Consider the following 26,533-nt stretch of genomic DNA (forward strand, 5'->3'; position numbering starts at 1 on the left):
CATCTATTAATGCCTCCTGGCCGACATTGCCGGCGGGGACGTGCCTGAGAATCAAACTATGAAATGGCTTTGTGTGGTGAGTATGTTGTCCGGCCTGGCTATCAGCCCGGTTTTTGCGCAGGAAAGCAGTGTGACCCAAGGGATCTATGCTCAGGAGCGTGATGCCTTTGTCTCCAACCTGATGAAGCAGATGACGCTGGAAGAGAAAATCGGCCAGCTACGTTTGATCAGCGTTGGGCCAGATAACCCGAAAGAGGCCATTCGTGACGGCATCAGCAAAGGCCAGATCGGGGCGATCTTCAACACCGTGACCCGGCCAGATATCCGCGTCATGCAGGATCAGGCCATGCAGCTCAGCCGCCTGAAGATCCCGCTGTTTTTTGCCTATGATGTGGTACATGGCCAGCGTACCGTATTCCCGATCAGCCTGGGGCTGGCGGCGAGTTTTGATCTGGAGGCTATCGCCCTGAGTGGACGTGTTTCAGCGCAGGAAGCCAGCGATGACGGCCTGAACATGACCTTCTCGCCGATGGTGGATATTACCCGCGATCCGCGTTGGGGCCGAGTCTCCGAAGGGTTCGGTGAGGATACCTGGCTGGTATCGAAGATTGCCAAAGTGATGGTGGATGCCTACCAGAATGGCGATCCGTCCAAGCCGGGTTCGGTGATGGCCAGCGTGAAACACTTCGCCCTGTATGGTGCAGTTGAAGGTGGCCGTGACTATAACACCGTCGATATGAGCCCGTTGCGTATGCATCAGGACTACCTGCCGCCGTATAAGGCGGCGGTAGATGCTGGCAGCGGTGGCGTGATGGTTTCGTTGAACTCAATCAACGGCGTACCGGCGACGGCCAACCCATGGTTGCTGAAAGATCTCCTGCGCGACCAGTGGGGCTTTAAAGGCATCACCATTAGCGATCACGGCGCGATTAAAGAGTTGATTAAGCATGGCGTGGCCGCGGACGCGCGCGACGCGGTGCGCTTGGCGATCACCTCCGGCGTCGACATGAGCATGAGCGACGAGTATTACGACCAATACTTGCCGGGGTTGGTGAAGGAGGGTTTGGTTTCTGAAAGTGAGATCGACCGTGCCTGCCACGACGTACTGAACACCAAATATGATATGGGCCTGTTTAAAGATCCGTATAACCACCTTGGCCCGGTTGGTTCCGACCCGCAGGATACCAATGCCGAAAGCCGTCTGCACCGTGCGGAAGCCCGTGTGATTGCCCGTAAAACGATGGTGCTGCTGAAAAATGACAAGCAGACGCTGCCATTGCAAAAGCAGGGTACCATTGCGCTGATCGGGCCGATGGCCGACAGCCAGCGCGATATTATGGGGAGTTGGTCAGCCGCAGGCGTGGTGAAGCAGTCGATCACCGTGCGTGAAGGGTTGCAGAATGCGGTGGGCGATAAGGCCAGCATCCTGTACGCCAAAGGGGCCAATATTACCCAAGACAAGAGCATTATTGATTATCTGAACGAGTATGAACCTGCGGTGGCCTTTGACACGCGTCCGCCACAACAGATGATTGATGAAGCGGTGAAGATCGCCAAACAGGCCGACGTGGTGGTGGCGGTAGTGGGTGAGGCGCAGGGGATGGCTCATGAAGCCTCCAGCCGGGCGGATATCACCATTCCACAAAGCCAGCGTGACCTGATCGCGGCGCTGAAAGCCACGGGTAAACCGCTGGTTCTGGTGCTGATGAATGGCCGCCCGTTGGCATTGAGCTGGGAAAGTGAACAGGCAGATGCGATGCTGGAAACCTGGTACAGCGGCACCGAAGGCGGTAACGCCATCGCCGACGTGCTGTTTGGTGACTACAACCCTTCCGGCAAGCTGCCAATGACCTTCCCGCGCTCAGTGGGGCAGATCCCGATTTACTACAACCACCTCAACACTGGCCGACCGTTCGGCAAGGAAAACCCGGGCAAGTACACTTCGCGTTACTTTGATTCGCCGAATGGCCCGCTGTACCCATTTGGGTATGGTCTGAGCTATAGCCAGTTTGCCCTGTCCGATTTCAAACTCTCCAGCCCCGAAATGGCGCGCGACGGCAAAATTACCGCCAGCGTGATGCTGAAAAACACCGGTAAATATAACGGTGCTACCGTGGTGCAGCTGTATGTGCAGGATGTAACCGCCTCGGTCAGTCGCCCGATCAAGGAGCTGCGTAACTTCAAGAAGGTGACGTTGCGTGCCGGGCAGGAACAGCGGGTGGAATTACCGATTACCGAGGACGATTTGAAGTTTTATAACGCCAGCCTGAAATGGGGCGCGGAGCCGGGTAAATTCAACGTGTTTGTTGGCCTGGACTCGGACAACCTGCAACAGCAGAGCTTTATCCTGAAATAAGTTTGTGAGGGGACAAGGTATCCCGGCTCCGATGCCATGTCCCCTCATCAAATACCAAGTGGTTCACGATAAAAATCACCGGAGATTGCATCATGAAAAGATATCTGGACTGTAGCGCCAGTGATCTGGCCAACATCAGCAAAGACGATCTGATCTACGCCATCCGTGCCAGCGAAGGGCGCATCTTGGTCAGTGAGAGCATCGCGGTCACTCAGCCGCTACTCAATAACGTTACCAATGCCGAGCTGGCCGCCAGCCAGGGGGCCGACATCCTGCTGCTGAACCTGTTTGATGTCAATCAGCCGCACATTGCAGGGCTGCCTGGCGATGTGCCGCCTGAGAATGCCATACGCGAACTGCAACGGCTGACCGGGCGCGTCATCGGGGTCAATCTGGAAGCCGTCGATCCGGCGTTTGCCACCACGCATAATGAGTTCTGGCAGATGACGGCGGGGCGCGCGGCCACGGCGGAAAACGCCCGAAAGTTGTATGAGCTTGGCGCTCGCATGGTGGTTTTGACCGGTAACCCGAATAACGGCGTCAGCAACCAGGCCATCGCAGAGGCGCTGAAGCACATTCGTGACGAAGTGGGCGATAAGCTGGTGCTGGTGACCGGCAAAATGCACGGTGCCGGGATTGTGCGTGAAAGCGGCAGTCAGTTGATCACTGAACAAGATATCGCACTGTTTGTAGAAAATGGAGCTGATATCGTTCTGCTGCCAGCACCGGGCACCATCCCCGGCATGTCGCAGGAAAAGGTCGCCTCGCTGATTACGTTTACTCAGCAACAGGGCGCGCTGGCGATGACCGCCATCGGCACTTCTCAGGAGGGGGCCGATGTGCAAACCATTCGCCAGATTGCTCTGATGAGCAAAATGGCAGGGGCCGATCTGCATCATATTGGTGATACCGGCTATCTTGGCTTGGCGTTGCCGGAGAATATCTTTGCCTACAGCGTGGCGATCCGCGGCGTACGCCACACCTATACCCGCATTGCCCGCTCCGTTAACCGCTAATGTTTCAGGGCCGTACTCAATCTGCGGCCCGTTAAGTCCCACTCACTGTAGCCCTTTCCCGCAAGGGGTAACTCGGCAGGTTAGTTTATTACTGACAGATTAATTTTAGTAATATCAATGGAATTTAATTGATAACTTAATAACTTAATGAGCTATCAAATTACCTGGTTGTTAATTTATCGTCTGCGCCACCAGCTTATTGGTTTAATAAGCTGGTAGGTTATTAAGTTATTCAGATCTTCTTTAGCAAGGCCAGCAACTGCGCCTCGCTCTTGTCGGCCAAAGTGTCGATGGCCAACTTGATCACATCAGAACGGGTGATGCGTACGATGCCGTTACGCGCCGCATGACCGATCACTTCGTCGATCATCTCCACGTGGTTATCCGTCAGGCTGACGGACAGCGCTTTATAAATGCGCTTACGGCCCTGGGGCTTTTCGGCAACGGCGGCAGGAGCGGGAACAATCAACGTATGCGAAGTGGCGCTGTTGATAAATTCATCTTCCGACATGCGGTGGGTTGGCGTACGTTTTTTCACAGGATCACCTCTGTTACCAGGCTTTCGATTTCGTGCTGCGCTTTTTCATTGTGCGCTTCATGCACGGTTAGCGCTTCGCCCCAGGCATCGCGATAAATTTTGCGATCGCACAGGCGGTTGCTCACCAACTTCAGTTCCGGGTATTCGCTTAGCACTTCGGCCGCTTCGTTGGCTTCGTTAATGAAGATATTGGTTGGGCACAGGTTGAGCACAATGTGGCCTTTTACCTTTTCATTGTATTCCTGGGCGGTGGAGAACATCTCGGACAGGTAGCCGATGGTATCCAGGTCCATCTGTGAAGGGCGCAACGGCGAGATGAACAGATCGGCGGCCAGCAGACCGGAGCGTAATTCTGCGCTGTCGCGGCCAGCGGTATCGACAATCACATAATCGTAGTGACGGTTCAGTTCCAGCAGGGTTTCTTTAATCTTGCCTGAGGCTGCCACCACCGGGATCTGCGGAAGCCCTTCAACATTCTGACGGTCGTTGAACCAGGTCATGATGGATTTCTGATCGTCGGCATCGACGATAATGGCCGTTTTCTTCTGTTGCAGGATCAGATATCCGGCGATGTTTACCGCCATGGTCGATTTGCCGACGCCGCCTTTCTGCGAACCAATCAAAACAATCATGTTGCCATCTCTCAAGTTGCCAAGCAGATAACTTATCAATTAGCTAACTTAATAAGTTAATGCGCTTGCTAGGTTGGTAGTTAAATGAGTTAACAAGTGCGTATGACGACAATATGCCCCATTGGCCGTGGCTTGCCAAGTAGCGAAAGTCTTAACTTGTGGGTTTGTTTGTTTAGTAACTTACTAGCTTAGTGAGTTATTGGCTGAGAAAAAGGGCTAAAATGAGCGTTGAATTTAACTAAGTTAATAGCTTAACAGGTTGGTGTTTTGTGAAGTCATTAAGGTAGGGATGTGGCGGAACCGCATGCATGCTGCGGCCCCGCTTGGGGGATAACGCTACTTTTTCATCATGTTTTTCAGATTGGCGAAGGGGTTATGTGTGGCTAACCCTACGTCTTTCTGCGCATCTTCACCTGCCACCACTGTGGAGCCATACTGATCGGCTTCGGTGTACTTTGAGTGCTCATGATCGTGGCAGTACAGGCACAGCATTTCCCAGTTGCTACCGTCTTCCGGGTTGTTGCTGTGGTCATGATCGATGTGATGCACCGTCAGTTCACGCAGGTTGGAGTAAACAAATTCGCGTGAACAGCGCCCGCAGACCCACGGGAAGATTTTCAGTGCTTTTTCGCGGTAACCGGTTTCCAGTCTCGCGTAGTTTTTTGGAATGTATGCCATGTGGGCACCTACAGGATCAGAATGATATTGCGCTCAATATTACCACAAACCGCCAGGAGATCGCGCAATCTGCACCCGATGAACAAGAGATGCCGTTCCCGGCGCCAAGTCTTATGAGTTTGAACGCTTTCCCTGAAAATCAAGGTGAAGAAGCAGGGCAATTTTGTTCAATACTCTCCCGCTGTAACCCGGCACGCTGGCACCTGTAATTATCTTCTACAGGTGCTGACTATGACGCTTTACCTCTCTATGGCCGCCTTCGCGTTGGCTTCATCCATTACCCCAGGTCCGGTGAACATCGTGGCACTGAGCTGTGGCGCGCAGTTTGGTTTTACGACCAGCCTGCGGCATGTGACCGGTGCGACCTTGGGTTTCACGTTATTACTGGTGTCGGTTGGTTTGGGAATGCATGAAGTGCTTACCTTATGGCCGGGGCTGACTACCGTGATCCTTTGGGCTGGCGTGGCTTTTCTGCTCTATATGGCCTATCAGCTTGCAGCGGATGACGGGACACTGAGCCAGGGCAATCGGCAGCAAACCCCTTCTTATTGGTATGGTGCCTTGCTGCAATTGCTGAACCCCAAGGCCTGGTTGGCTTCTGTCGCCAGCATGGGGGCCTTTGTCGGTGATGGGGAGATGCGGCTGCTGTGGCAATTTGCCGGGCTCTATTTTGTGATTTGCTACCTGTCGATAGCCTGTTGGGCCTACGCCGGAGCTATGCTGAGCAGCTTGTTGCAACGGGCGCACAATCTGCGGCGCTTTAACCGCTTGATGGCGCTGCTGCTGGCGTTCAGCGCCTGTTACTTGCTGGCCGAGGGGATCTGATACTGGCCGGGGGTGGCTGCCAGCAGCTGTTTGAAGGTGCGCTGAAAGTGCGCCTGATCGGCAAACCCGCTTTCGTTGGCGGCGGCGGCAATCGAGAAGCCCTGTTTCAGTAGCCGCTGGCCGTGCTGGACGCGTTGATTGACCAGGTAGGCATGAGGCGTCATACCGTAGCGCTTCTTGAATGCGCGGATCAGGTAAGAAGGGGAGAGGGCCGATGCTTGGCAGATCGCCTCTAACGTCAGCGACTGGGTACAATGAGTGCGGATAAACGCCGCAGCTATTTCCAATTTAGGGGTCATATCCTGCTGTGGAACCGGAGATTCGCCGAGTAACTGTGGCAGGTTACTGAAGTAATCCACCAGGGCAATCTGCTTTTCCAGATGGCAACAGAGCGGATCGGTCAGTACCCCATACAGCTGATTCAGGCCGTTAAACAGTGTCTTATCCTGGCTCATAATCTGCTTGAACGGCACGAAGCCTGCGCCAGGGTCCTGTTGAAGCGTTGCCAACCAGTGCTGGTCAATATAAAACATGGTATAGGCCCAGCGTTGGTCGCCAATGGGATTGCAGCCGTGCGTCTGTTGCGGGTTGATGATCACCACGTCACCGGTGTTAACCTGGAGATGCTGATCGCCGCTAACATAGGTGCTGGTACCGGCGGTGATGGTGCCAATACAGAAAAACTCGTGGCTGTGTAGTGCATAACAAAGCTTGCGGCCATCTTCGACGTGACGGGCCTCAACGAACGGCAGGCGTTCATCGCGCCAGAATTGTGGGGCATATTGGCTCATTGTTTTTCTCTGGCGTTATTACAGGGAGAGCTTGTTATAGCTTAAATTGCATTGTGTGGTCGAGAGGGAACAAAAAATGGTAGCGTGGTTGCAGCGGCTGGCTTTGCCGCCGGTAGTGATGGCAGTTTGTGCTGCGGGGATGGCGGCAACCCGCTGGCTAACCGAGGGGGACTGGCAAGATAACCTGCTTATTCTCTTGGCCGCAGGCGTATTGGCGGTATCTTCTGTGATGATTATGTTTAGTGCCAGTTATGCTTTTCACCGGGCTGGCACCACGTTGCATCCACAAAAATTTCAGCGGGTCAGCGCGTTGCTGGTTAACGGAGTTTTCCGTTTCAGCCGTAATCCGGTGTATCTGGGGCAGATCCTGCTGTTGGCGGCCTGGGGGCTATTGCTGGGCGGTATCGGCGTCTGGTTATGGTGGGGGCTGTTTTTTGCCTACCTGGATCGTGTGCAGATCCCGCGCGAAGAGGCGTTCCTACTTACCAACTTTGGCCAAGACTACGAGGCGTTTTGCCGGCGGGTAAGGCGTTGGCTTTGAGGCCCCTCACCCCAACCCTCTCCCACAGGGAGAGGGAGCTGATTCTGCGTTGTCGTCAGGTACTGCGAACAAGCTATTTCACTGCAACAGAGAGCTGATTTAGTGCCGTGATTAGATAAATTTCTATACTGATAGCGAACTCGATCGGTCCCCTCTCCCTGTGGGAGAGGGTTAGGGTGAGGGGTCATTTTGATGCTGAATATCAATCTTCTTCTTCGTTACGCGCCATCAGTTGCCGCTGGTGCTCATCACTGGCCGCCTGGATCTCTTCCAGCACCGAGTCAACGTCGGCCCGCTTGCTGGTTTCAACAAACTTACCGGTCAACTCCGTCTCCGGCGTCAGGTTGCCTTCCTGGTACAGCGCCCAAATCTCTTTGGCATACTTGCTGCCCAGCAACTGCGGCGCATACTGGCCGTAGTAGTGAGTCATATTGTTGATATCGCGCTCAAACATGCTTTTAGCGTGGTTGTTGGCGGCGGCATCTACCACCTGCGGCAGATCGATAATCACCGGCCCGTCTTTATCCATCAGCACGTTGAACTCTGACAGATCGCCGTGAACCAGCCCAACACAGAGCATGCGTACGGCATAGTTCATCATCAAGGCGTGATCGTTCAACGCCTGTTCCGGCGTTAAGGTGACGTCGCTCAGGCGTGGGGCTACCAGCCCTTCTTCATCGGTGATCAGCTCCATCAGCAATACACCGTCCAGGCAGATATCCGGCTGTGGCACACGCACGCCAGCCTTGGCCAGCAGGTATAGCGCGTCCACTTCGGTATTTTGCCAGGCCTCTTCCTGCTGTTGGCGGCCAAATTTGGAGCCTTTACTCATGGCGCGAGCGTCGCGGCTATTGCGCACCTTGCGGCCTTCCTGGTAGTTCACGGCCTGCTTGAAGTTGCGTTTATCGGCTTCTTTGTACACTTTGGCGCAGCGGATCTCTTTACCGCAACGCACGATAAATACGTCGGCTTCTTTGCCACTTTTCAAACGGCGGATGACGTCGTCGATTAAACCATCATCTACCAATGGCTGGAGTCGTTTTGGAATTTTCATGCAGCCTTGTACCCTATTTAGGCTCCGCTGTGAATATTTGCTTATGGTCATAATGAAAAATCAGACCAAAAAGGCAAAAATGGGTTTTGCCGCCGGGGTGGTACATTGCCTCCCCGGCGGTCCTTACTCTGCTTCGGCCATGACCCAGACGCTAACGCTGCCGCCATTGACCGGGAAGGCTGCACTGCCGTGCTCATCCGTCATGATATCGTCCTCGCGGTTGCCGAGGAAGTCACGCCAGGATTTATGCGCAAAATTTTCGCCCAGTGCGACGGTTTTACTGCTTTCGGCCCCGTTGGTCATCACCACCACGCAACCCGGTTGCTCGGCAGTGCCACTGCGGCTGAAGGCGATGCAGTGCGGATCGTCAAAATAGTCGTGCTGTTCGCCGTTGGCAAAGCGTTGACGCGCCTGGATCAGTTTCTCCAGTTCGGCTATCACCGGCATGTCAATCTGGTATTCCTGGCCGTCATCGCCTTGATCGCTATAGCTGGCACCGTACAGATCCGGGTAAAACAGGCAAGGAACGCCTTGTTCACGCAGCAGGATCAGGGCGTAGGCCAGCGGTTTGAACCAAGGTTCGACCGGCGCTTCGAGCGATTGCAACGGCTGAGTGTCATGGTTTGCCACCAGGGTTACCGCATGGGCAGGATCGACGGCGACCAGCGTATCGGTAAACAGCTGCGACATATCGTAACTATCGCCCTGTTTTGACGCCAGATGGAATTTCAGCTGTAGCGGCACGTCGAACAGCATCACTTTACCATCGACCAGTGCTAAATACTGTTGTAATGCCGCCAGATCGTGTGACCAGTATTCGGCCACGATAAACAGATCGCGCTGTGCCGCATCGCGCACGTGATCTGCCCAGTCTTTAAAGAACCAGGCTGGGATATGTTTGGTGGCATCCAACCGGAACCCGTCGCAAGGCAGGATTTCCATCAACCAGCGTGCCCAGTATTTTAGCTCCTCGACGACGGCGTGGTTACGAAACTCCACGTTAGCGCCCATCAAATAGTCAAAGTTGCCATTTTCGTCGTCAACCTGATCGTTCCACCCCTCTTCGCCGTAGTCATTGGCAATTTTGAAGATGCCTTTGTCATCCGGTTGCTCGATATAATCGACGCCGCTAAAGCAGGTGTAGTCCCAGATAAATTTGGAATAGGCTCCTTGCCGTCCTGGGAAAGTGAAGCGAGTGTAGGCTAACGCGTCGATGCCAACTTCTGCGATATCGTTACGGTTATCTTCATCTACCTTATAGACGTGCACCTGCTCTTTTTCATCGGCGCCAATCTTGTGGTTGAACACCACGTCATAGAGCACCCGGATCTGGTGTTCGCGCAGGCTATTAACGGCCTGTATCAACGCCTCTTTGTCGCCGTATTTGGTGGCGCGGGTACCTTTTTGATCAAACTCCCCCAGATCGAACAGATCGTAGCTGTCATACCCCACCGAATAGCCACCCGCAGCCCCTTTATAGGCTGGTGGCAGCCATAGATCGGTCACACCTAGCTCGGCCAGGGCAGGGGCACGCTCGGCGACTTCCTGCCATAGCTTGCCGCCATCCGGATAGTACCAATGGAAAAACTGTAACAGCGTGGTCTTTTTCGTCATCAGTCAGTACCCCGGTTCGTCAGTAAACGTGTGCCAAATGCTCGGCCCCTCTAAGCATGGGCCACTTTTGGCAAAAGGGAAAATACGTGGCGCCAGCCTGTAAGCAGAGTAGCCTCTTGGCGCGGGGAGAGTATGGCCAATTTACCCGCCGCCCGTGAACTGTGAGCCGTTTCACCGTTCGGGCGTTTGCGTTATGTGAAGATATAACCAGTTGATAACAAAAAGCTAACGATGACAGGGAGTGGGGATGATGGATTACCCGATGGGCGTTTCCGCGCTGGTGACTTTGGTGGTGATCGCCTTATGGGCAACGTCGCGTTTGCCGGAGTATCTGGTTGCGCTGCTGTTTTTTGCTGCGGTAATGGTGTTGCAGCTAGCGCCGACGGCCGTGGTGTTTTCCGGCTTTGCCTCATCGGCATTCTGGCTGGTATTGAGCGGCTTTGTGCTGGGAACGGCCATTCGTTCTACGGGGCTGGCCGATCGGTTGGCCAACCGTATTTTGCCGCTACTGGCCGGTTCCTGGCCACGGCTGGTTGGCGGCGTGGTGGCCATCAGCTATGCGCTGGCCTTTGTCATGCCCTCGAACATGGGGCGTATAACCCTGCTGATGCCGATTATCATGGCGTTAGCCGAACGTGCCGGGTTGGCGGAAGGCTCGCGTGGCCGCTATGGCCTGGCGTTAGCGGTGGGGTTTGGCACCTTCCAGCTTTCGGCCAGCATTTTGCCGGCCAACGTGCCTAATCTGGTGATGAGCGGGGCGGCAGAAAGTGCCTACGGTGTTCATTTCACCTATCTGTCCTACTTGTTGCTACATGCGCCGATCCTGGGGTTGGCAAAAGGCGCGTTGCTCACGTTATGCATCTGCTGGCTGTTCCGCGCCAAACCACAGCCGGTGGAAAAAACTATTGAGCAGAGTGCTCTTAGCGTGGCCGAATGGCGGTTGATCGCGCTGTTGCTGATCACGGTGCTGTTGTGGATCACCGATAGCTGGCACGGCATCGCTCCCGCCTGGGTGGGGTTGGCTGCCGCCTGCGTTTGCCTGTTGCCGCGTATTGGTTTTCTGACGGGTGAGCAGTTTGCGGCCGGTGTCAACATCCGCACCTGTCTCTATGTGGCGGGGATCCTTGGGTTGACGGCTTTGGTGAGCCACTCCGGGTTGGGGGATTGGTTAGGCAATGCATTGCTGAACGTCATACCGCAAACCCAGGATCGGCCATTTACCGCTTTTGGCATGTTGATCGGTATTACGACGCTGTTGAATTTTGTGGTGACGGCCAATGGCGTACCCGCGCTGTTCACGCCGCTGGCGCAGGTTTTGTCAGAGGGGAGCGGCCTACCGCTAACCACGGTACTGATGACTCAGGTGATTGGCTATGCCACGCCGCTGCTGCCGTATCAGGCATCACCGATTGTGGTGGCAATGGGGATGGGGAAAGTTCCTCCGCGCGAAGGACTGAAACTGTGTCTGCTGCTGGCCCTGTTCACCTTTGGGCTGTTGGTACCGTTGGATTATCTGTGGTTCGGGTTATTGGGCTGGTTTGGCTGACGAGCAAAAGGCGGCACTAGGGCCGCCTCTTTGCATAAAACCGTTGAACGATTAGTTATAGATAATCGCGGTGCCGTGCAGTTTATTGCTACCGGTTGTTGCGATGATCTGGAAGGATTTGGCGCCGGCTGCATCCGCTTTTGCCGCCAGTTTATTTTCCAGCGATGACAGGTCAGAAGCGCCACTCACGGTGATCACGCCGGATTGTTGCAGATCGGCCGGTTGGCTGCTGACCAACTCTGCGGCGAAGCTACCGAAAGAGACAGAAGCTAGTGCGATGGCGGCGAGGGTCATTTTCAGGTTTTTCATAATGGTTTCCTATCTCTAGATGAGCAATAAAAATTTTTGTGTTAGCCCGTTTAATTACTTAACGGTCGATAACTTAATGTTAGGCTCCTGCCCGAGCGATTGCAAATGTTTTTTTAGTGGTCGTTAATTAATTCGTGCTATTCCACTTAAGCCGTAAGCTGCCAGGTAAGGGGGTTTATGGCATTATTTCAATATAAATTATTGTTAATTAATGTCTTTATCTTTATTTGGTGATGACTGTCGCCTGCTTTGTAGCCAGACGCAACCCGGATTGGATGCTATTTTTTTCCCGGTAAGGAGCGCCATTGGCCGCATTGCTTACCGATCGCTAATTAAAAGTTGCTCGCTTATCATCGGCGGCGTACTATTTTTTGTACCGATCGATAATTTATTTATTGCGCCCGAGTTGGGCCACCGGGAAAGTGAGGGGCTATGAGTATCAATAATGAAGACGCATGCGCGAAGAAATCACGCGGCAGGCCGAAGCAGTTTGATCGCGAACAGGCCGTTGAGCAGGCGCTTGAGCTGTTCTGGCGCCATGGCTATGATTCCACCTCGTTGGCCGATCTGGTGGAGGCGACCGGGGCTAAAGCGCCGACGCTGTATGCGGAGTTTGGTAACAAAGAGGGGCTGTTTCGCGCCGCGGTTGAGCGCTATCTGAGCCGCTACGTGGAATGTTACAACCGCCTGCTGGCCCAGGAGTTACCGATCGCCGATATCGTCGAAGCCTATCTGCGCACCTCGGCAGAGGTATTTACCGATCCGGAAAACCCCAGCGGCTGTTTTATGGTTTGTGCCAACGCCGCCTTGTCCTCCTCCTCAAACGATCTGGCCGAGATGCTGCGCAACAAGCATTTTGCGCAGGAAACCAGCCTGAAAGCCTGCTTTGACCGTAAGGTGCAGCAAGGGGAATTGCTGGCTCGCACCGATACAGCCTTGTTGGCGAAATATATTATTTGCCTGATTGAAGGCATGTCCGCCCAGGCGCGTGAAGGGGCCAGCCGTGAAGATCTGCTGCGGCTGCTGGAGACCACCATGATGGTGTGGCCGCGTTTGAGCCAGGTGGGTAACAAAGTTTGATCTGCCGCTAGACAGCCCCTCTCTCATTGCGGGAAAGGGGCCCGTTTTTACCGCGCTGTCCGCATCATATGCAGTAGTGGAAAAGGCTTGCCTTGGCCATCCAGCTCGCTGCGGCCCGTCACCACAAAACCGTAATGCTGATAAAACGCCAATGCCTGCGGATTCTGCTCGTTGACGTCCAGCAGCAGTTCCTGATGCATGGGCTCAACCTCAGCCAGCAGGGCCTTGCCAATACCTTCGCCACGCCGATCGGCATCAATAAACAGCATTTCCACTTTGTTGCCATCCAGGCCGATAAAACCGCATAGCTGCCCGGCAGCATCTTCGGCAACCCAGACGTTGACCGCCGGGAGATAGTCGTTGAGTATCAGCGGATACAGGCGCGCAATATCCTCTTCGGCCAGGAAGTGATGGGTGGCGCGCACCGAACGCTGCCAGATTTCAACTAGCTGCGCGTTATCCGCAGCCACGCGAGTTCTTATTGTTATCATCGAAATTCTCAATCTATTATCAAGTAAGCTATCAACATAGCGAGTTGAGCAGACTCAGCCCCTCACTATGATAAACTGCGTCATAGGCCGTGGACAGGGGGATGGAAGTGATACGCGCAGCGATAGAGAAACAGGTGCTCAGCCTGACCGGGCTGGCACTCGGCGGGATTGATTTTGAAAATCCGGCTGGCGATCCGGGGCTGTTTGGCCCGCAGTCGGTCACCTGGCAAGTGCATAGTGACTTCACCTCCATGCTTTGTGGCGGCGTCAGTGCGCTGCTATTGCAGATGCTGCACCCGTTGGCCTTGGCGGGCGTGTGGGATCATTCCAACTTCCGCGAGGATATGCTGGGGCGCCTGCGTCGTACCAGCCAGTTTATCTCTGTCACCACGTTTGGCCCCAGTGCAGAGGCGCAACGCCTGATCGCCAAAGTCAAAGCCATCCATTTACAGGTCAACGGCACCGACAATAACGGCCAGCCATATGCCGCCAGCGATCCGCATCTGCTCACCTGGGTCCATGTCGCCGAAAGCAGCCGTTTCCTGGCATCGCACCTGCGTTACCGCAATCCACACCTGTCTCTCGCTCAACAGGATACCTACTACCGTGAAACGGCTCGCGTCGCGGAAGCCTTGGGCGCGCGCGATATCCCAAAATCCTGTGCGGCGGTTGACGATTATCTGCAACAGATGCGCCCTCAGTTGGTCTGCGATGAACGCACACTGGAAGTGGCGCGCATTCTGCTGGCTGCCCCGGCTCCCAGCACGCTGGCGCGGCCGTTCGGCGCTTTGGTGATGCAGGCAGGGATCGATCTGTTGCCGGACTGGGCGCAGCAACAGTTGGGATTTACCCCTGGAGTGACCCGGCGGCGGTGCGTACGTATTGGCGTTGGCGGTGTTGGGCGGGTGCTGCGGGCTTCGGTACGCAATGGCTCCTACCATCGGGCGATGCGGCGTATGAATAAGAGCGCTTCAGCGCAATGTTAGCCAGCGCTGCCACTTTTGAGACTATTGCCCGTGATCCCGATTGATGATGCGTTCTACACTGGCCCAGAGAAATATTCTATTTTTAGCGTGCAGCCTATTTGTGCGCCAGCAACCCCTTGAGGTGATATGAACCAGTCAAACGTACTTGCTGAAGTGAATAACGAGAATCAAACGCTGGTCGCGGTGGTTCAGCAAGATAGCCGGGCCGCCTATTTTTATATCTACCCAACGGAAGAATACAGTGAACGTTTTCAGGTACGTGCCTGTTGGCTGCGCAACCTGACTACGGCTCCGCAGCAGGAAGATCTCGCCGCTATGGAAGCCGGTCTTCCCCCCATGTTGGCGGCCGAGTTTTGCCGTAATCTGGAAGGCGAAGCGCCATTGGACCCCGCCGGGCTGATGGTGATCTGGACGGAAAGCGACGACGGGGCTGCCCTGTGGTATCACGGGCAACTGCTAGCAGTGATCCCTGGCTGGAGTTTATACATCGATCACTCGGTCTGCTATTCGGCAAGCTGCATCAAAGAGAATCCATTGGCCTATCCGCTGGGCTCCGCATCTACCAATACGCAATATGCGCTGGCGGAAAATACCCGGCAGTTCTGGCGTAGCTGGCAGCGGGAAGAGGGGAATCCCTGGCCAAAAATGCAGAGTGATTACCAGGCACTGTACGAACAACACTTTGGCCCTTCGGTGAAGTATTACGCTATCGATCAGGGCAAATGGCCGCCGATGGCCATCACCCAGCATGAGCGCGACGGGGTTTACTATTTCCTGACCATGGGGGCCAGCATCCGGCCGATGCCGTGGGTAGAGATTCTGTTCAACGACGATGCCGCCAGGTTCCGCCGGATGGAGATGGCGATAGCCATTGATGGGCAGTTTATGACCGAAGAAAACGCGGTGCAGATGGCCAGCGCGTTAGCGGGATTTGCCCATGTGCCCTGGGCGAACATCACCTGGTTTGGCGAAGGGCATACGCTGGCGTCGGCGGTGGCTCCGCAGGGCTATGAAGGCTATGTGCTCTCTTCGTCATTTTACCCCTACAGTGAGCACTTGGTATTGCCTAAACAATACGGTGATACGGTGAATATTTTCTGGGCCAGCCCGGTGTTTGCCACCGAGCGGGAATTGGCGCAGGCCACGCCCAACGGTGGCCACGATTTGGTCACAAGGCTGCGTGAACAGGGCGTTGACCATATCTTCCGTCCACGCCAACCTCTCGTTTAACGAGGGCGGGGTACTGTCTATTTAACGATCGCTTTTGGAGCCAGCTATGAAGTCAGCGTTGTTAGTTATCGATGTGCAGCAGGGCTTGTTTAATCCCCCGCCAGCAGAGGCCGAGCAGGTGCTCACGCGGATTAATCAGCTGAGTGAACGTGCCCGGCAGGCTGGTGTGCCAGTGATTTTTATTCAGCATCAGACAGCTCATGAAGAGCTATCAGCAGGCAGCGCAGCCTGGCAGATCCATCAGGGATTGCAGGTAAAACCGGGGGATCATCGGGTTGATAAAACCACGCCAGACTCCTTTTTACGTACCAATCTGGGCAAGCTGCTGATTGCTGAAGGGGTGACACAGTTGGTGATCTGCGGCTATTCCACGGAATACTGTGTCGATACCACCACCCGCCGGGCCGCTGGCCTGGGTTACCCGGTGGTGCTGGCGGCAGATGCACATACCAGCCACGACAAACCCCACGCCAGTGGGTTACAGATCCGTGCTCACCATAATGCTACCTTGTCGAGTATCAAGAGTTTTGGCGTGGCGATCAGCGCCGTGCCTACAGCCGAAGTGAGTTTCTGAGCTAGATGTCGCCCTTGACGCGGTTCTGAGCGGGGTGTACCGTAGCCGGATGAATATCTTCCCGCAGTTCACATCTTGTTTTAGCTGGTGGCGCCTTTTCTAAGGGCGGCACGGGTATTCATCCCTCTTTTTTAATGCCGCCGGTTTTGGCGGCATTTTTATAGCGTTGATCCGGCGGTCTGTTTACTTCCAGGAGCAAGGCTATGAGTTACACCATTCTGACTGGCGATCGCGCCACCGGTTCACTGCATTTGGGTCATTATGTCGGTTCACTGCGCCAACGTGTTGAGCTACAGCATCATCATCAGCAAACGGTGATGGTGGCCGATTTGCAAGGGCTGACCGATAACGGTAGCAATCCGCAAAAAATCAGTGCCAACGTGCTAAACGTGGTGGCTGATTATCTGGCGGTGGGGATCGATCCTGCCAAGACCACGCTGTGTCTGCAATCGGCGCTTCCGGCGCTGGCAGAACTGACGATGTATTACCTGAATCTGGTCACCGTTGCCCGCCTGGAACGTAATCCCACGGTGAAAAGCGAAATCATCGAGAAAGACTTTTCACGCAGCCTGCCTGCCGGATTCCTGATTTACCCGGTCAGCCAGGCGGCGGATATCACCGCGTTTGGGGCGACTCACGTGCCAGTCGGCGAAGATCAGTTGCCGATGCTGGAGCAGACCAACGAGATTGTCCGGCGCTTTAACCGTATCGTCGATCGCGAGGTGCTGGTTGAGTGCCAGCCGTTGCTGAGCCGCGTAGGAAGGCTGCCGGGGCTGGACGGGCAGGGCAAGATGTCGAAATCACGCGGCAATACCATCATGCTGGGGGCCAGCGCTGACGAAGTGCACAAGGCGGTAATGAGCATGTTTACCGATCCCAACCACCTGAACGTCAGCGATCCCGGCCAGGTGGAAGGCAATATGGTGTTCACCTATCTGGACGCGTTTTGCGAGGATGCGGCGCTGGTGGCACAGCTGAAGGATCACTATCGTCAGGGTGGGTTAGGTGACGTGAAGATTAAACGGCTGCTGGAGGATTGCCTGCAAACGCTGCTGGAGCCTATCCGTACCCGGCGGGCGGAGTACAGCGCCGATAAGGGCGAGCTGATGCGCATTCTGAAAGAGGGCAGCCAGAGGGCTAACCAGGTGACCCAGGGCACCTTGGCACAGGTCAAGTCTGCTCTGGGTCTGGATTTTTTTGCCTTGGATTGAGTATCCCTCTCCGATTGGAGAGGGGAAGTCTGACGATCAGGCCGCGCTGTCGGTGATCGGGTGTTTGACGATAAACACGTAAGACAGCGCCCCGATCAGGGTAACGCAGGAACAAATGGTCAGTGCCAGGCTGAATGAATTAGTGGTATCCAGGATCCAACCGGTGATCACCGGGGCAAACGAAGCGAACACAAAGCTGGCAAAGTTTTGAATGCTGCCCACCGAGGCGGTCATACGGGACGTGACCGCCACGTGGATCAGCCCCCAGCAGGAGGTACCGGCAAAGTGGATACAGAACAGCGCCATACTGATTAATGCCACCGCGCTGGAGGTGGTGGTGGCCTGTGCCACGACGGAGGTAAAACCAGCGGAAAGCAGCATACCGGCGACGATACAGATTTTACGGCTCTTGAGCGGAGCCATGCCCCGGCGCACCAGGAAGTCGGTGACAAAGCCGTTTGACAGCATGCCCGCCGCACCAAACAGGAACGGGATTGCCGCCAACATACCGGTACTTTTCAAATCCAGATGGTAGGTGGTCTGCAGGTAGCCCGGCAGCCAGGCCAGATACAGCCAGGCGGTGTAGTTGATGCCGCTAAAGCCGATCATCATTCCCCACATGGTGCGGTTCTTGAACAGCGATCGCCACTCTTTGAAGTTCATTGGTTCACGGCGCGCGCTCACGCTACCGGCGTTGAGATAGCTTTGCTCCTGCTCGGTGAGTTTGATGTCTTCACGGTTGCGATACAGCATGTACCAGCCAATGGACAAGGCAATGCCCAGTAAACCAATGGTGATGAACATCCCGCGCCAGCCTAACACGAGCATCATGGCGGTGAGGATGGGTGGGCTGATGGCTAACCCGATGGTGGAGGCCGAGTTAAAGATCCCCATCGGCATGCCGCGATCTTTGATGTTGAACCAATCGTTGATGACTTTCACGCCGCAAGGGTTCATTGGCGCTTCGCCGATCCCCAGGCCGATACGCACCCAGATAAACTGGGTAAAGTTGTGGATCATGCCCGACATCGTCTGGAACGCAGACCAGATAAACATTCCCAGACCCAGCATGATACGCGGACCTTTGCGATCCAGCAGCGGTCCACAGGGTAATTGAGCAATCCCATAGGCCAGCGAAAAGGCGGAAAGTAGCAGGCCGATCTCGGTACCGCTCAACCCCATTTCTTCACGAATGGTGGAGTTGGCAACGGACAGCGAACTGCGATCGAGAAAATTAATCACGGCAGCAAAAAATAACAGGATCATTGCCGTAGTCTGGATTTTTTTAATTTTTGCAGAGCGCTCCGCTATGCCGCCTTTAGGTATAGGATTAATACTATCTGAATAGCTGTCCGCCGGTTCTTTCCCAGTGCTCACGGTGGTTATCTTTTCCATCACTCGCCTCTATATTCCGTATTTATATTAATTATTCTTCCGGGGCATGGCCCTGGTTCGGTGTTAACAACGGTATGTCTTTCGGCAATGAGCCTAGGCGGCGAAAATGTCTCATGGTGCTTTTTTTAACCGGTTCCGTGCGGCGGTTACGATTTTGCTGTTTTTAATCGGTTTTAAATCCCGTTTTCATCGGTTTTTTATCAATAAAAATCAGCAGGCATCCTGTTTGATGGAACGGATCATCGACTGTTTGGCAGTATCAAGATGGCGGTGCAGCTCACGGGCGGCCTCCTGATCGCTGCGGCAGATCAGGGCGCTTAAAATGGCCATATGCTCTTCAATTGCAATAATATTTCTTTGCTTCAGGTCGGTTTCATCCCATTGATAGTGGAAGTGAAAGATCACCGATATGATTTCCAGCGACTGATTGAAAAACGGATTGTTGGCGGCCGACAGGATCAGGGTATGAAAGTCACGATCCAGCTGAGAGAACAGCCGATAATTGTCGCTGATGGTGTCGCGCAACTCGCGATGACGGTTCAACAACTCCTTGGCCTGCAACCAACGGCTATCCTGTGCGGGCAGGTTGATAAAGCGTGATAGCGCGTGGGTTTCCAGCATTTGGCGGAGTTCAAACAACTGCTCGGCATAGTTCTGATCAAACTTTTTCATGCTCCATTGGCCGCGGCGTACGTTGTCGATAAGGTCAAAGCGGCTGAAGCGCAGCAGGAATTCCCGCACCACTACCGGGCTGACGTTAACCGCGCGTGAAAGCTGCAATTCGGTGAATGAATCCCCCGCACGCAGTTGCTTTTGGTTAATCATCTGATAGAACGCTTTCTCAAACAGCTTGCCTTGCTCGTCCAACGAGTGGCTCATGCATTCAAAGCCGTCTTCTGCCAGCGGCATACGCAGGATCACATAATCATCCTTGACCTTCTCCAGAACCCCACGTTGATGCAAATGCGTTAGCGTGTGGCGCACTGTGGTGCGACTGATGTTATACATTTCTGCCAGCCCCGCCTGGGAAGGCAGCGGTGAGCGGATATGCCCTTTGATGATGCCGTCGATCATCTGATTAACCACGTTCTGGCGGAGGTTTTGCGTTCTGCTCATGAGATCCCTCTGTGGGTTTAGATGTTTTTTAAGTATTTAAAACCCATTTAAACCGGTTTAATTTGTGCTGACTCACAAATTCTCCTCATCAGCGCAATGCACCTGTTCTTTTTGCGGGATAACAGCGCCACATCACAGGAGGAGGGATTATGACCACAATGAATACGCTAGTTTGTCTGGAGCCGACCCGGCTGGTTTACCAACAAAGGCCGATACCGCAGCCTGCGCCGGATGAAGCGGTGCTCAAAATACTGACGGTAGGCATTTGCGGTACCGATATCCACGCCTGGTCTGGTCAACAACCGTTCTTCAGCTACCCGCGGGTGCTGGGGCATGAAATATGCGGCGAGATTGTCAGCGTCGGTAGCCAGGTTGGTGAATTGCGCGTCGGCCAGCGTGTGGCGGTGATCCCTTATGTCTCCTGTCATCACTGCGGAGCATGCACCAGCGGCAGGCCCAATTGCTGTGAAAATATCTCGGTGATTGGCGTGCATCAAGACGGCGGCTTTAGCGAGTTTTTAAGCGTGCCGGTGAACAACCTGCTGGCCGTGGATGATGTTGAGCCCCAAGCGGCGGCGCTGATTGAACCATTCTCCATCAGTGCTCACGCCGTACGCCGAGCGGCCATCGAGCAGGGCGATCATCTATTGGTGGTAGGAGCAGGGCCGATTGGCCTGGGGGTTGCGGCTATCGCCAAGGCGGACGGGGCAACCGTGATCGTGGCCGATACCAGCGCAGAGCGCCGAAGCCATGTGGAAAACATGCTTGGGCTAACCACGTTAGATCCGTCAGACGCCGGGTTTGACTCTGCCTTAAGAGCCCAATTCTCCGGCATGCTGGCGGCAAAAATCATTGATGCCACCGGCAATCAGCATGCGATGAACCATAGCGTCAACCTGATCCGCCATGGCGGCAGCATTACGTTTGTCGGCCTGTTCAAGGGCGATCTGCAGTTCTCCGATCCGGAATTCCATAAAAAGGAAACCACCATGATGGGGAGCCGCAATGCCACCAAAGAAGACTTTATCAAGGTTGGGCGCTTAATGGCCGCCGGAAAAATCACTGCCGGGATGATGCTTTCCCATCAATTCGAGTTTTCCACGCTGGCAGATATTTATGAAGCGGAAGTCATTAATAATAAACAGCTGATTAAAGGCGTGATTCATTTTAACTAACTCGATGACTCCCCAGATCTTGCCGAGAGTAATATGCAGCCTGGGGGATCGCCGGATGCAAGGAACAATAATGAAACAACTCAATCGTAGTGAATTTCCTGGTGCGCAATATCCCGATCGCATTATCCAGTTTGGTGAAGGTAATTTCCTGCGCGCCTTTGTCGATTGGCAAATCGACCTGCTAAACCAGCATACCGGGCTGAATGCCGGCGTGGTGGTGGTGCGGCCAATCGACAGCCAGCAGCCACCTTCGCTCAATACTCAGGATGGCCTTTACACCACCATTATCCGTGGGTTGAACGAGCAGGGGGAGGCGGTTTGCGAGCCGCGCCTGATCCGCTCGGTCAATCGGGAAATCAACGTTTACCACCAGTACGACAGCTATCTGGCGTTGGCTCGGGATCCGGCGATCCGCTTCATATTCTCCAACACCACCGAAGCGGGGATCGGTTATTTACCGGACGATAAGTTCACCGACGCTCCTGCTGCCAGTTTCCCGGCCAAGCTGACACGGCTGCTGTTTGAGCGTTTCAGGCATTTTGACGGTGCTACAGACAAGGGCTGGGTATTGCTGCCGTGTGAGCTGATCGACTACAACGGCGAAGCGCTGAAAGAGTACGTATTGCGCTACGCGCAGCAATGGCAGTTACCGCAGGCCTTTACCGATTGGCTGAACGATTGCAACACCTTCTGCTCAACGCTGGTCGATCGTATCGTCACGGGCTACCCACGCGATGAAGTAGAACAGTGGCAACGGCAGTTGGGATATCAAGATAGCTTCCTCGACACGGCGGAACATTTCTATCTGTTTGTGATCCAGGGCCCACAGTGGCTGGCGCAAGAGCTGCATCTGGATAAGTTGGATCTGAATGTCCACATCGTCGATGACATCAAACCTTATAAAGAACGCAAGGTAGCGATCCTTAACGGGGCACATACGGCGCTGGTGCCGGTGGCGTTCCTGGCCGGTTTGAATACCGTGGGCGAGGCCATGAGCGACGAGCAGATCGGCGGCTATGTGGCACGCACCATTGCCGAAGAGATTATGCCGGTGCTCGATCTGCCGCAGGAAGAGTTACGGCCATTTGCCGAAGCGGTACAGAACCGTTTCCGTAACCCGTTTATTCAGCACCAGTTGCTGTCGATTGCGCTGAACGGCATGACCAAATTCCGCACGCGTATTTTGCCGCAGTTACTGGCAGGCCAACAGAAAAATGCCGCGCTGCCGAAACGACTGACCTTTGCCTTGGCCGCGTTGTTGGCCTTCTATCGTGGCGAACGACAGGCGGGTAGCTATGCATTACAGGATGATGCCCATTGGCTGACGAGGTTCGCAACGTTGTGGGCTGGAGTAGAACATCACGATATGACGCTCGCGGCGTTGGTAGAAAACGTGCTGGCCGATGAGGCGCACTGGGGGCAAAATCTCAACGCCGTTCCTGGGCTGACTGTTGCCGTGACCACCGATTTGCAAGCCATTCTTGACCACGGGATGCGTGCGGCATTGAGCGAAGTAGAACGCCGATAAAAATTAATCGGCTCGCAGTAGAAGCGAGTACCCGCTTATTTTAATCCTGCGAATCACGGGAAATGGCGTTGAACGTCATTTCCCGGCCATAAAACCATCATCTGCGTGTCATACAGTTATTCGTTAATAGGTGCCCATAAGATTAGCCACTGAAATCAGAGAAATCATATGGCGCAGGCACTGTTAAAACTGGCACCGACCGACTATCCAGGGCAGCAACCCATCCCGTTACGCAAGGTATTGGCGGTAAAAGGCTTGGGTAAGGCTTACCAATCTCAACAACGTGTCCTCGACGACATCAATTTTGATCTGCACGCAGGGGAGTTTGTGGCAGTGATTGGCCGCTCCGGGGCCGGTAAATCTACCCTGTTGCATACGCTTAACGGCACCATCCCTTCCAGCTGCGGCGAGATGCTGCATTTTGAGGACGATGGGGTGGCACAGGATATCGCACAACTCTCGGCCCGCCAGATGCGCCAGTGGCGCGCCCGCTGTGGCATGATCTTCCAGGATTTTTGCCTGGTCCCCCGGTTGGATGTGATCACCAACGTGCTGCTAGGCCGCCTCAGCCACACCTCGACGCTGAAATCCTTCTTCAAAGTGTTCGATGATGCTGACCGTGCGCGGGCAATCGAGCTGCTGCAATGGCTGAATATGCTGCCGCATGCGCTGCAACGTGCCGAGAACCTGTCCGGTGGGCAAATGCAGCGTGTCGCCATCTGCCGTGCGCTGATGCAAAACCCCAAAATTCTGCTGGCCGATGAGCCGGTCGCCTCGCTCGATCCGAAAAACACCCGCCGCATTATGGATGCGCTACAGAAAGTCAGCGAGAACGATATCGCGGTGATGGTGAACCTGCACTCGGTCGAACTGGTGAGGGAATACTGCACCCGGGTGATTGGTATCGCCCAGGGCAAAATCATTTTCGACGGCCACCCGTCGCAGCTTAACGAACGTATTTTGCAGCAACTGTATGGCGAAGAAGCCAATCAGATCCATTAATCACTTGAACGTCACCTTTACACACAGGGCATGCGCAATGAAAAAAGTATTCACACTGACCACCATGATGGCCGGCGTAATGATGGTATTTAATGCAGGTGCAGCGGATGCGCCGAAAGAGTTGAACCTGGGGATCCTGGGTGGGCAGAACGCCACTCAACAGATTGGCGATAACCAGTGTGTGAAAGATTTTCTCGATAAAGAGCTGAACGTTGACACCAAGCTGCGTAACTCTTCCGACTACTCTGGCGTGATCCAGGGCCTGCTCGGGGGCAAGATCGATCTGGTGTTGAGCATGTCGCCGTCGTCGTTTGCTTCGGTGTATATCAAGGATCCCAAGGCCGTCGATCTGGTGGGGATCGCGGTGGATGATACCGATCAGTCACGCGGATATCACTCGGTGGTGGTGGTGAAAGCCGACAGCCCTTACAAAAAGCTGGAAGACCTGAAAGGGAAATCCTTCGGCTTTGCGGATCCGGATTCGACCTCCGGTTTCCTGGTGCCAAACCAGGTGTTCAAGAAGCAGTTTGGCGGCACGCCGGATAACAAATACAACGACTTCTTCTCCAGCGTCACTTTCTCCGGTGGTCATGAGCAGGACGTACTCGGCGTGTTGAACGGCCAGTTTGAAGGTGCGGTCACCTGGGCCTCGATGATTGGCGATTACAACACCGGCTATACCAGCGGAGCCTTCAACCGCATGATCCGTATGGATCATCCGGATTTGATGAAGCAGATCCGCATTATCTGGCAGTCGCCGCTGATCCCGAATGGCCCGATCCTGGTGAGCAACTCCCTGCCTGCGGATTTCAAAGCCAAGGTGGTTACCGCCATCAAGAAGCTGGATACCGACAACCATCAGTGCTTTATCAAGGCGATGGGCGGCAAGCAGCACATTGGCGACGTCAAGCTGGCGGAATACCAGACCATTATCGATATGAAGCGTGAGCTGACCAAGGGCGACCGCTAAGGCGGCTTGCTTCCCGGCCCCTCACCCCAACCCTCTCCCTGTGGGAGAGGGTTGGGGTGAGGGGCCTATTTATCCAGCCATAAAATATTGGAAGCGATTTTGAATAGAGACTTCGCACACTACTACCAACGGATCCGCAGTAAGCAGAAGCGTGAAACCTTGCTCTGGTCGCTCGGGCTGGTAGCGCTTTATCTTGGCGCAGGCAATATTGCCGAGTTCAACCTGCATACCGTCTGGATGTCGATCCCCCATTTCTTTGACTATCTGGCAGAAACCATCCCGGTACTGCACTGGCCGCTGCTGTTCGCCGACGGCCATACCGAAGGCTCCTTCGCCTATTGGGGCTACCGGTTGCATATCCAATTACCGCTGATTTGGGAAACCTTACAGCTGGCGCTGGCGGCCACCATCCTCTCCGTGCTGGTGGCGGGCGGGCTGGCCTTTCTGGCGGCCAATAATACCCACAGCCCGGCGACGCTGCGCTTTGCCATTCGTACGCTGGTGGCGTTCTTGCGCACCATGCCGGAGCTGGCCTGGGCGGTGATGTTTGTGATGGCGTTTGGCATCGGTGCCATTCCCGGTTTTATGGCGCTGGCGCTGCACACCATCGGCAGCCTGACCAAGCTGTTTTATGAATCGATCGAAACCGCCTCCAACAAGCCGGTGCGCGGGCTGGCCGCCTGTGGGGCCACGCCGTTACAGCGCATGCGTTTCGGCCTGTGGCCGCAGGTCAAACCGATCTTCCTGTCCTACAGCTTTATGCGGCTGGAAATCAACTTTCGCCAGTCAACCATCCTCGGCCTGGTCGGGGCGGGCGGAATAGGTCAGGAACTGATGACCAATATCAAACTCGACCGTTACGATCAGGTCAGCATGACGCTGCTGCTGATTATCGTGGTGGTCTCGCTGCTGGATTACGCCTCCGGTGAATTACGTAAACGCGTTGTCGAGGGGAAAGCCTAATGTCCGTTCAGCCGATCTCTACCACCAATTTGCAGCAGCTCAAGCAGCAGAACCCGGAAATCTTCTCACGCCAAGGGCGCTATCTACGCACCCTCGGCATGATTACCGTAGCGATTGTGTTGTATTACGTTTTCTTCTTCCTGGTGTTTGGCATTTCCTGGCCGCAGTTTGCCAACGGTTGCCAACAGATTAGCCGCTACTTTATGCGCATGTTTGTCTGGCACGACTTTGCCAACTGGCCGTTTGGCTATTATTTCCAACAGATCTTTATCACCCTGGCGATCGTGTTTGCTGGCACCATTACGGCAACGCTGCTGGCTTTACCGCTGTCGTTTCTTGCCGCGCGCAACGTGATGTCCTCGCCTGTTCTACGGCCAATTGCGACGCTGGTACGCCGTCTGCTGGATATTCTGCGGGGCATCGATATGGCCATCTGGGGTCTGATTTTCGTGCGTGCCGTCGGTATGGGGCCGCTGGCCGGGGTGCTGGCCATCGTAATGCAGGATATCGGCCTGCTTGGCAAACTGTATGCCGAAGGCCACGAAGCGGTGGATAAATCCCCAAGCCGTGGGCTGACGGCGGTGGGTGCCAATGGGCTGCAAAAACACCGTTACGGCATTTTCACTCAATCCTTCCCGGCCTTTCTGGCGCTGAGCCTGTATCAGATTGAGTCCAATACCCGTTCGGCGGCGGTGCTAGGTTTTGTTGGGGCAGGGGGGATCGGCCTGGTCTATGCCGAGAACATGCGGCTGTGGAACTGGGACGTTGTGATGTTTATCACCCTGATCCTGGTGATGATCGTGATGCTGATGGACAAGATCTCTGCCATGCTACGTAACAAATATATCGTTGGCGAAGAAATTCCGCTTTACCCGAAAAATCATTAACCTCTGCGGGTAAACCCTGGTTTGC

General features: G+C 54.7%; 26 protein-coding genes. 16 read left to right on the forward strand and 10 right to left on the reverse strand.

From position 1 onward, the window contains the following. Positions 1-58: 58 nt before the first annotated feature. Both bglX and KGP26_RS08745 read left to right on the forward strand, forming a co-directional pair. A complete protein-coding gene (gene bglX, locus KGP26_RS08740) occupies positions 59-2,356 on the forward strand; it encodes a beta-glucosidase BglX (RefSeq protein WP_223665291.1) in 2,298 nt (765 codons plus the stop codon). 92 nt (positions 2,357-2,448) lie between these two features. Further along, complete coding sequence (locus KGP26_RS08745) at positions 2,449-3,372, forward strand: dihydrodipicolinate synthase (RefSeq protein ID WP_021805189.1); 924 nt, start codon at positions 2,449-2,451, stop codon at positions 3,370-3,372. 232 nt (positions 3,373-3,604) lie between these two features. Here the strand turns inward: KGP26_RS08745 and KGP26_RS08750 are convergent, their stop codons facing one another. The 3 genes from KGP26_RS08750 to yajD all read right to left on the reverse strand — a co-directional run bounded on the left by KGP26_RS08750 (position 3,605) and on the right by yajD (position 5,220). Further along, positions 3,605-3,910 (reverse strand): hypothetical protein, encoded by a 306-nt coding sequence (locus KGP26_RS08750; protein WP_021805186.1) that lies wholly within the window; start codon positions 3,908-3,910, stop codon positions 3,605-3,607. Then, positions 3,907-4,542 (reverse strand): division plane positioning ATPase MipZ, encoded by a 636-nt coding sequence (locus KGP26_RS08755; protein WP_021805185.1) that lies wholly within the window; start codon positions 4,540-4,542, stop codon positions 3,907-3,909. The genes KGP26_RS08750 and KGP26_RS08755 overlap by 4 nt, the downstream gene beginning before the upstream one ends. A 336-nt stretch (positions 4,543-4,878) precedes the next feature. Further along, positions 4,879-5,220 carry an HNH nuclease YajD gene (gene yajD, locus KGP26_RS08760; protein ID WP_021180444.1) on the reverse strand — a complete coding sequence of 114 codons (342 nt, stop codon included), beginning with the start codon at positions 5,218-5,220 and terminating at the stop codon, positions 4,879-4,881. A gap of 231 nt (positions 5,221-5,451) precedes the next feature. Here yajD and KGP26_RS08765 point away from each other — a divergent pair, with 231 nt between their 5' ends. Continuing rightward, positions 5,452-6,045, forward strand: coding sequence for a LysE family translocator (locus tag KGP26_RS08765; protein WP_021805184.1), 594 nt, complete (start codon positions 5,452-5,454; stop codon positions 6,043-6,045). Here the strand turns inward: KGP26_RS08765 and KGP26_RS08770 are convergent. Continuing rightward, positions 6,021-6,836: an AraC family transcriptional regulator gene (locus tag KGP26_RS08770; protein ID WP_094982988.1), complete on the reverse strand. Its 816-nt coding sequence runs from the start codon at positions 6,834-6,836 to the stop codon at positions 6,021-6,023. The two genes, KGP26_RS08765 and KGP26_RS08770, sit on opposite strands and share 25 nt — an antisense overlap. A 76-nt stretch (positions 6,837-6,912) precedes the next feature. Here KGP26_RS08770 and KGP26_RS08775 point away from each other — a divergent pair, with 76 nt between their 5' ends. Next, positions 6,913-7,377: an isoprenylcysteine carboxylmethyltransferase family protein gene (locus KGP26_RS08775; protein ID WP_094982987.1), complete on the forward strand. Its 465-nt coding sequence runs from the start codon at positions 6,913-6,915 to the stop codon at positions 7,375-7,377. Between the two features lie 202 nt (positions 7,378-7,579). On the opposite strand, the gene KGP26_RS08780 is transcribed toward KGP26_RS08775, so the two are convergent. Continuing rightward, positions 7,580-8,431, reverse strand: a complete 852-nt coding sequence (locus tag KGP26_RS08780) for a PA4780 family RIO1-like protein kinase (RefSeq protein WP_021805181.1) — start codon at positions 8,429-8,431, stop codon at positions 7,580-7,582. A gap of 123 nt (positions 8,432-8,554) precedes the next feature. Beyond that, positions 8,555-10,045 carry an alpha-amylase gene (gene amyA, locus KGP26_RS08785; RefSeq protein WP_021805180.1) on the reverse strand — a complete coding sequence of 497 codons (1,491 nt, stop codon included), beginning with the start codon at positions 10,043-10,045 and terminating at the stop codon, positions 8,555-8,557. A 247-nt stretch (positions 10,046-10,292) separates the two neighbouring features. On the opposite strand from amyA, the gene KGP26_RS08790 reads away from it, so the two are divergent. Continuing rightward, positions 10,293-11,591 carry an SLC13 family permease gene (locus KGP26_RS08790; protein ID WP_179248160.1) on the forward strand — a complete coding sequence of 433 codons (1,299 nt, stop codon included), beginning with the start codon at positions 10,293-10,295 and terminating at the stop codon, positions 11,589-11,591. Between the two features lie 51 nt (positions 11,592-11,642). On the opposite strand, the gene KGP26_RS08795 is transcribed toward KGP26_RS08790, so the two are convergent. Then, positions 11,643-11,900: a YdgH/BhsA/McbA-like domain containing protein gene (locus KGP26_RS08795; RefSeq protein WP_021805178.1), complete on the reverse strand. Its 258-nt coding sequence runs from the start codon at positions 11,898-11,900 to the stop codon at positions 11,643-11,645. Between the two features lie 432 nt (positions 11,901-12,332). Here KGP26_RS08795 and KGP26_RS08800 point away from each other — a divergent pair, with 432 nt between their 5' ends. Further along, a complete protein-coding gene (locus tag KGP26_RS08800) occupies positions 12,333-12,980 on the forward strand; it encodes a TetR/AcrR family transcriptional regulator (protein ID WP_115159185.1) in 648 nt (215 codons plus the stop codon). Positions 12,981-13,027: 47 nt separating this feature from the next. On the opposite strand, the gene KGP26_RS08805 is transcribed toward KGP26_RS08800, so the two are convergent. Beyond that, positions 13,028-13,471 carry an acetyltransferase gene (locus tag KGP26_RS08805; protein ID WP_223665292.1) on the reverse strand — a complete coding sequence of 148 codons (444 nt, stop codon included), beginning with the start codon at positions 13,469-13,471 and terminating at the stop codon, positions 13,028-13,030. Between the two features lie 101 nt (positions 13,472-13,572). Here KGP26_RS08805 and KGP26_RS08810 point away from each other — a divergent pair, with 101 nt between their 5' ends. From KGP26_RS08810 to trpS, 4 genes are all read left to right on the forward strand, one after another. Beyond that, entirely contained in the window at positions 13,573-14,457 is an 885-nt protein-coding gene (locus KGP26_RS08810; RefSeq protein WP_223665293.1) for an oxygenase MpaB family protein, read from the forward strand. Between the two features lie 126 nt (positions 14,458-14,583). After that, on the forward strand, positions 14,584-15,687 hold the full coding sequence (locus tag KGP26_RS08815) for a suppressor of fused domain protein (protein WP_115159188.1): 1,104 nt from the start codon (positions 14,584-14,586) through the stop codon (positions 15,685-15,687). 46 nt (positions 15,688-15,733) lie between these two features. Next, on the forward strand, positions 15,734-16,261 hold the full coding sequence (locus tag KGP26_RS08820) for a cysteine hydrolase family protein (RefSeq protein WP_021805173.1): 528 nt from the start codon (positions 15,734-15,736) through the stop codon (positions 16,259-16,261). 203 nt (positions 16,262-16,464) lie between these two features. Next, positions 16,465-17,472, forward strand: coding sequence for a tryptophan--tRNA ligase (gene trpS, locus KGP26_RS08825; protein WP_021180458.1), 1,008 nt, complete (start codon positions 16,465-16,467; stop codon positions 17,470-17,472). Between the two features lie 36 nt (positions 17,473-17,508). Here the strand turns inward: trpS and KGP26_RS08830 are convergent, their stop codons facing one another. Together KGP26_RS08830 and KGP26_RS08835 are read right to left on the reverse strand one after the other, a co-directional pair. Continuing rightward, the gene (locus KGP26_RS08830; protein WP_037375099.1) at positions 17,509-18,867 is read right to left on the reverse strand and encodes an MFS transporter; all 1,359 of its coding nucleotides are present in this window, start codon (positions 18,865-18,867) and stop codon (positions 17,509-17,511) included. 210 nt (positions 18,868-19,077) lie between these two features. Next, complete coding sequence (locus tag KGP26_RS08835) at positions 19,078-19,983, reverse strand: GntR family transcriptional regulator (protein WP_021805171.1); 906 nt, start codon at positions 19,981-19,983, stop codon at positions 19,078-19,080. 149 nt (positions 19,984-20,132) lie between these two features. Between KGP26_RS08835 and KGP26_RS08840 the strand changes: the two genes are divergently transcribed. The 6 genes from KGP26_RS08840 (at position 20,133) to phnE (KGP26_RS08865) (ending at position 26,508) form a co-directional block, all read left to right on the forward strand. After that, the gene (locus KGP26_RS08840; RefSeq protein ID WP_209555410.1) at positions 20,133-21,158 is read left to right on the forward strand and encodes a zinc-binding alcohol dehydrogenase family protein; all 1,026 of its coding nucleotides are present in this window, start codon (positions 20,133-20,135) and stop codon (positions 21,156-21,158) included. A 70-nt stretch (positions 21,159-21,228) separates the two neighbouring features. Further along, the gene (locus tag KGP26_RS08845; RefSeq protein WP_021805169.1) at positions 21,229-22,686 is read left to right on the forward strand and encodes a tagaturonate reductase; all 1,458 of its coding nucleotides are present in this window, start codon (positions 21,229-21,231) and stop codon (positions 22,684-22,686) included. Positions 22,687-22,854: 168 nt separating this feature from the next. Beyond that, positions 22,855-23,688 carry a phosphonate ABC transporter ATP-binding protein gene (phnC, locus tag KGP26_RS08850; protein WP_021805168.1) on the forward strand — a complete coding sequence of 278 codons (834 nt, stop codon included), beginning with the start codon at positions 22,855-22,857 and terminating at the stop codon, positions 23,686-23,688. A 37-nt stretch (positions 23,689-23,725) separates the two neighbouring features. Continuing rightward, positions 23,726-24,658 carry a phosphonate ABC transporter substrate-binding protein gene (gene phnD, locus KGP26_RS08855; protein ID WP_021805167.1) on the forward strand — a complete coding sequence of 311 codons (933 nt, stop codon included), beginning with the start codon at positions 23,726-23,728 and terminating at the stop codon, positions 24,656-24,658. 99 nt (positions 24,659-24,757) lie between these two features. After that, complete coding sequence (phnE, locus tag KGP26_RS08860) at positions 24,758-25,621, forward strand: phosphonate ABC transporter, permease protein PhnE (protein WP_223665294.1); 864 nt, start codon at positions 24,758-24,760, stop codon at positions 25,619-25,621. Beyond that, complete coding sequence (gene phnE, locus KGP26_RS08865; protein ID WP_223665295.1) at positions 25,621-26,508, forward strand: phosphonate ABC transporter, permease protein PhnE; 888 nt, start codon at positions 25,621-25,623, stop codon at positions 26,506-26,508. Before phnE (KGP26_RS08860) ends, phnE (KGP26_RS08865) begins: the two co-directional genes overlap by 1 nt. The last annotated feature ends 25 nt before the right edge of the window (positions 26,509-26,533 follow it).

The sequence above is a fragment of the Serratia sp. JSRIV002 genome, from assembly GCF_019968725.1.
Taxonomy (GTDB): domain Bacteria; phylum Pseudomonadota; class Gammaproteobacteria; order Enterobacterales; family Enterobacteriaceae; genus Chania; species Chania fonticola_B.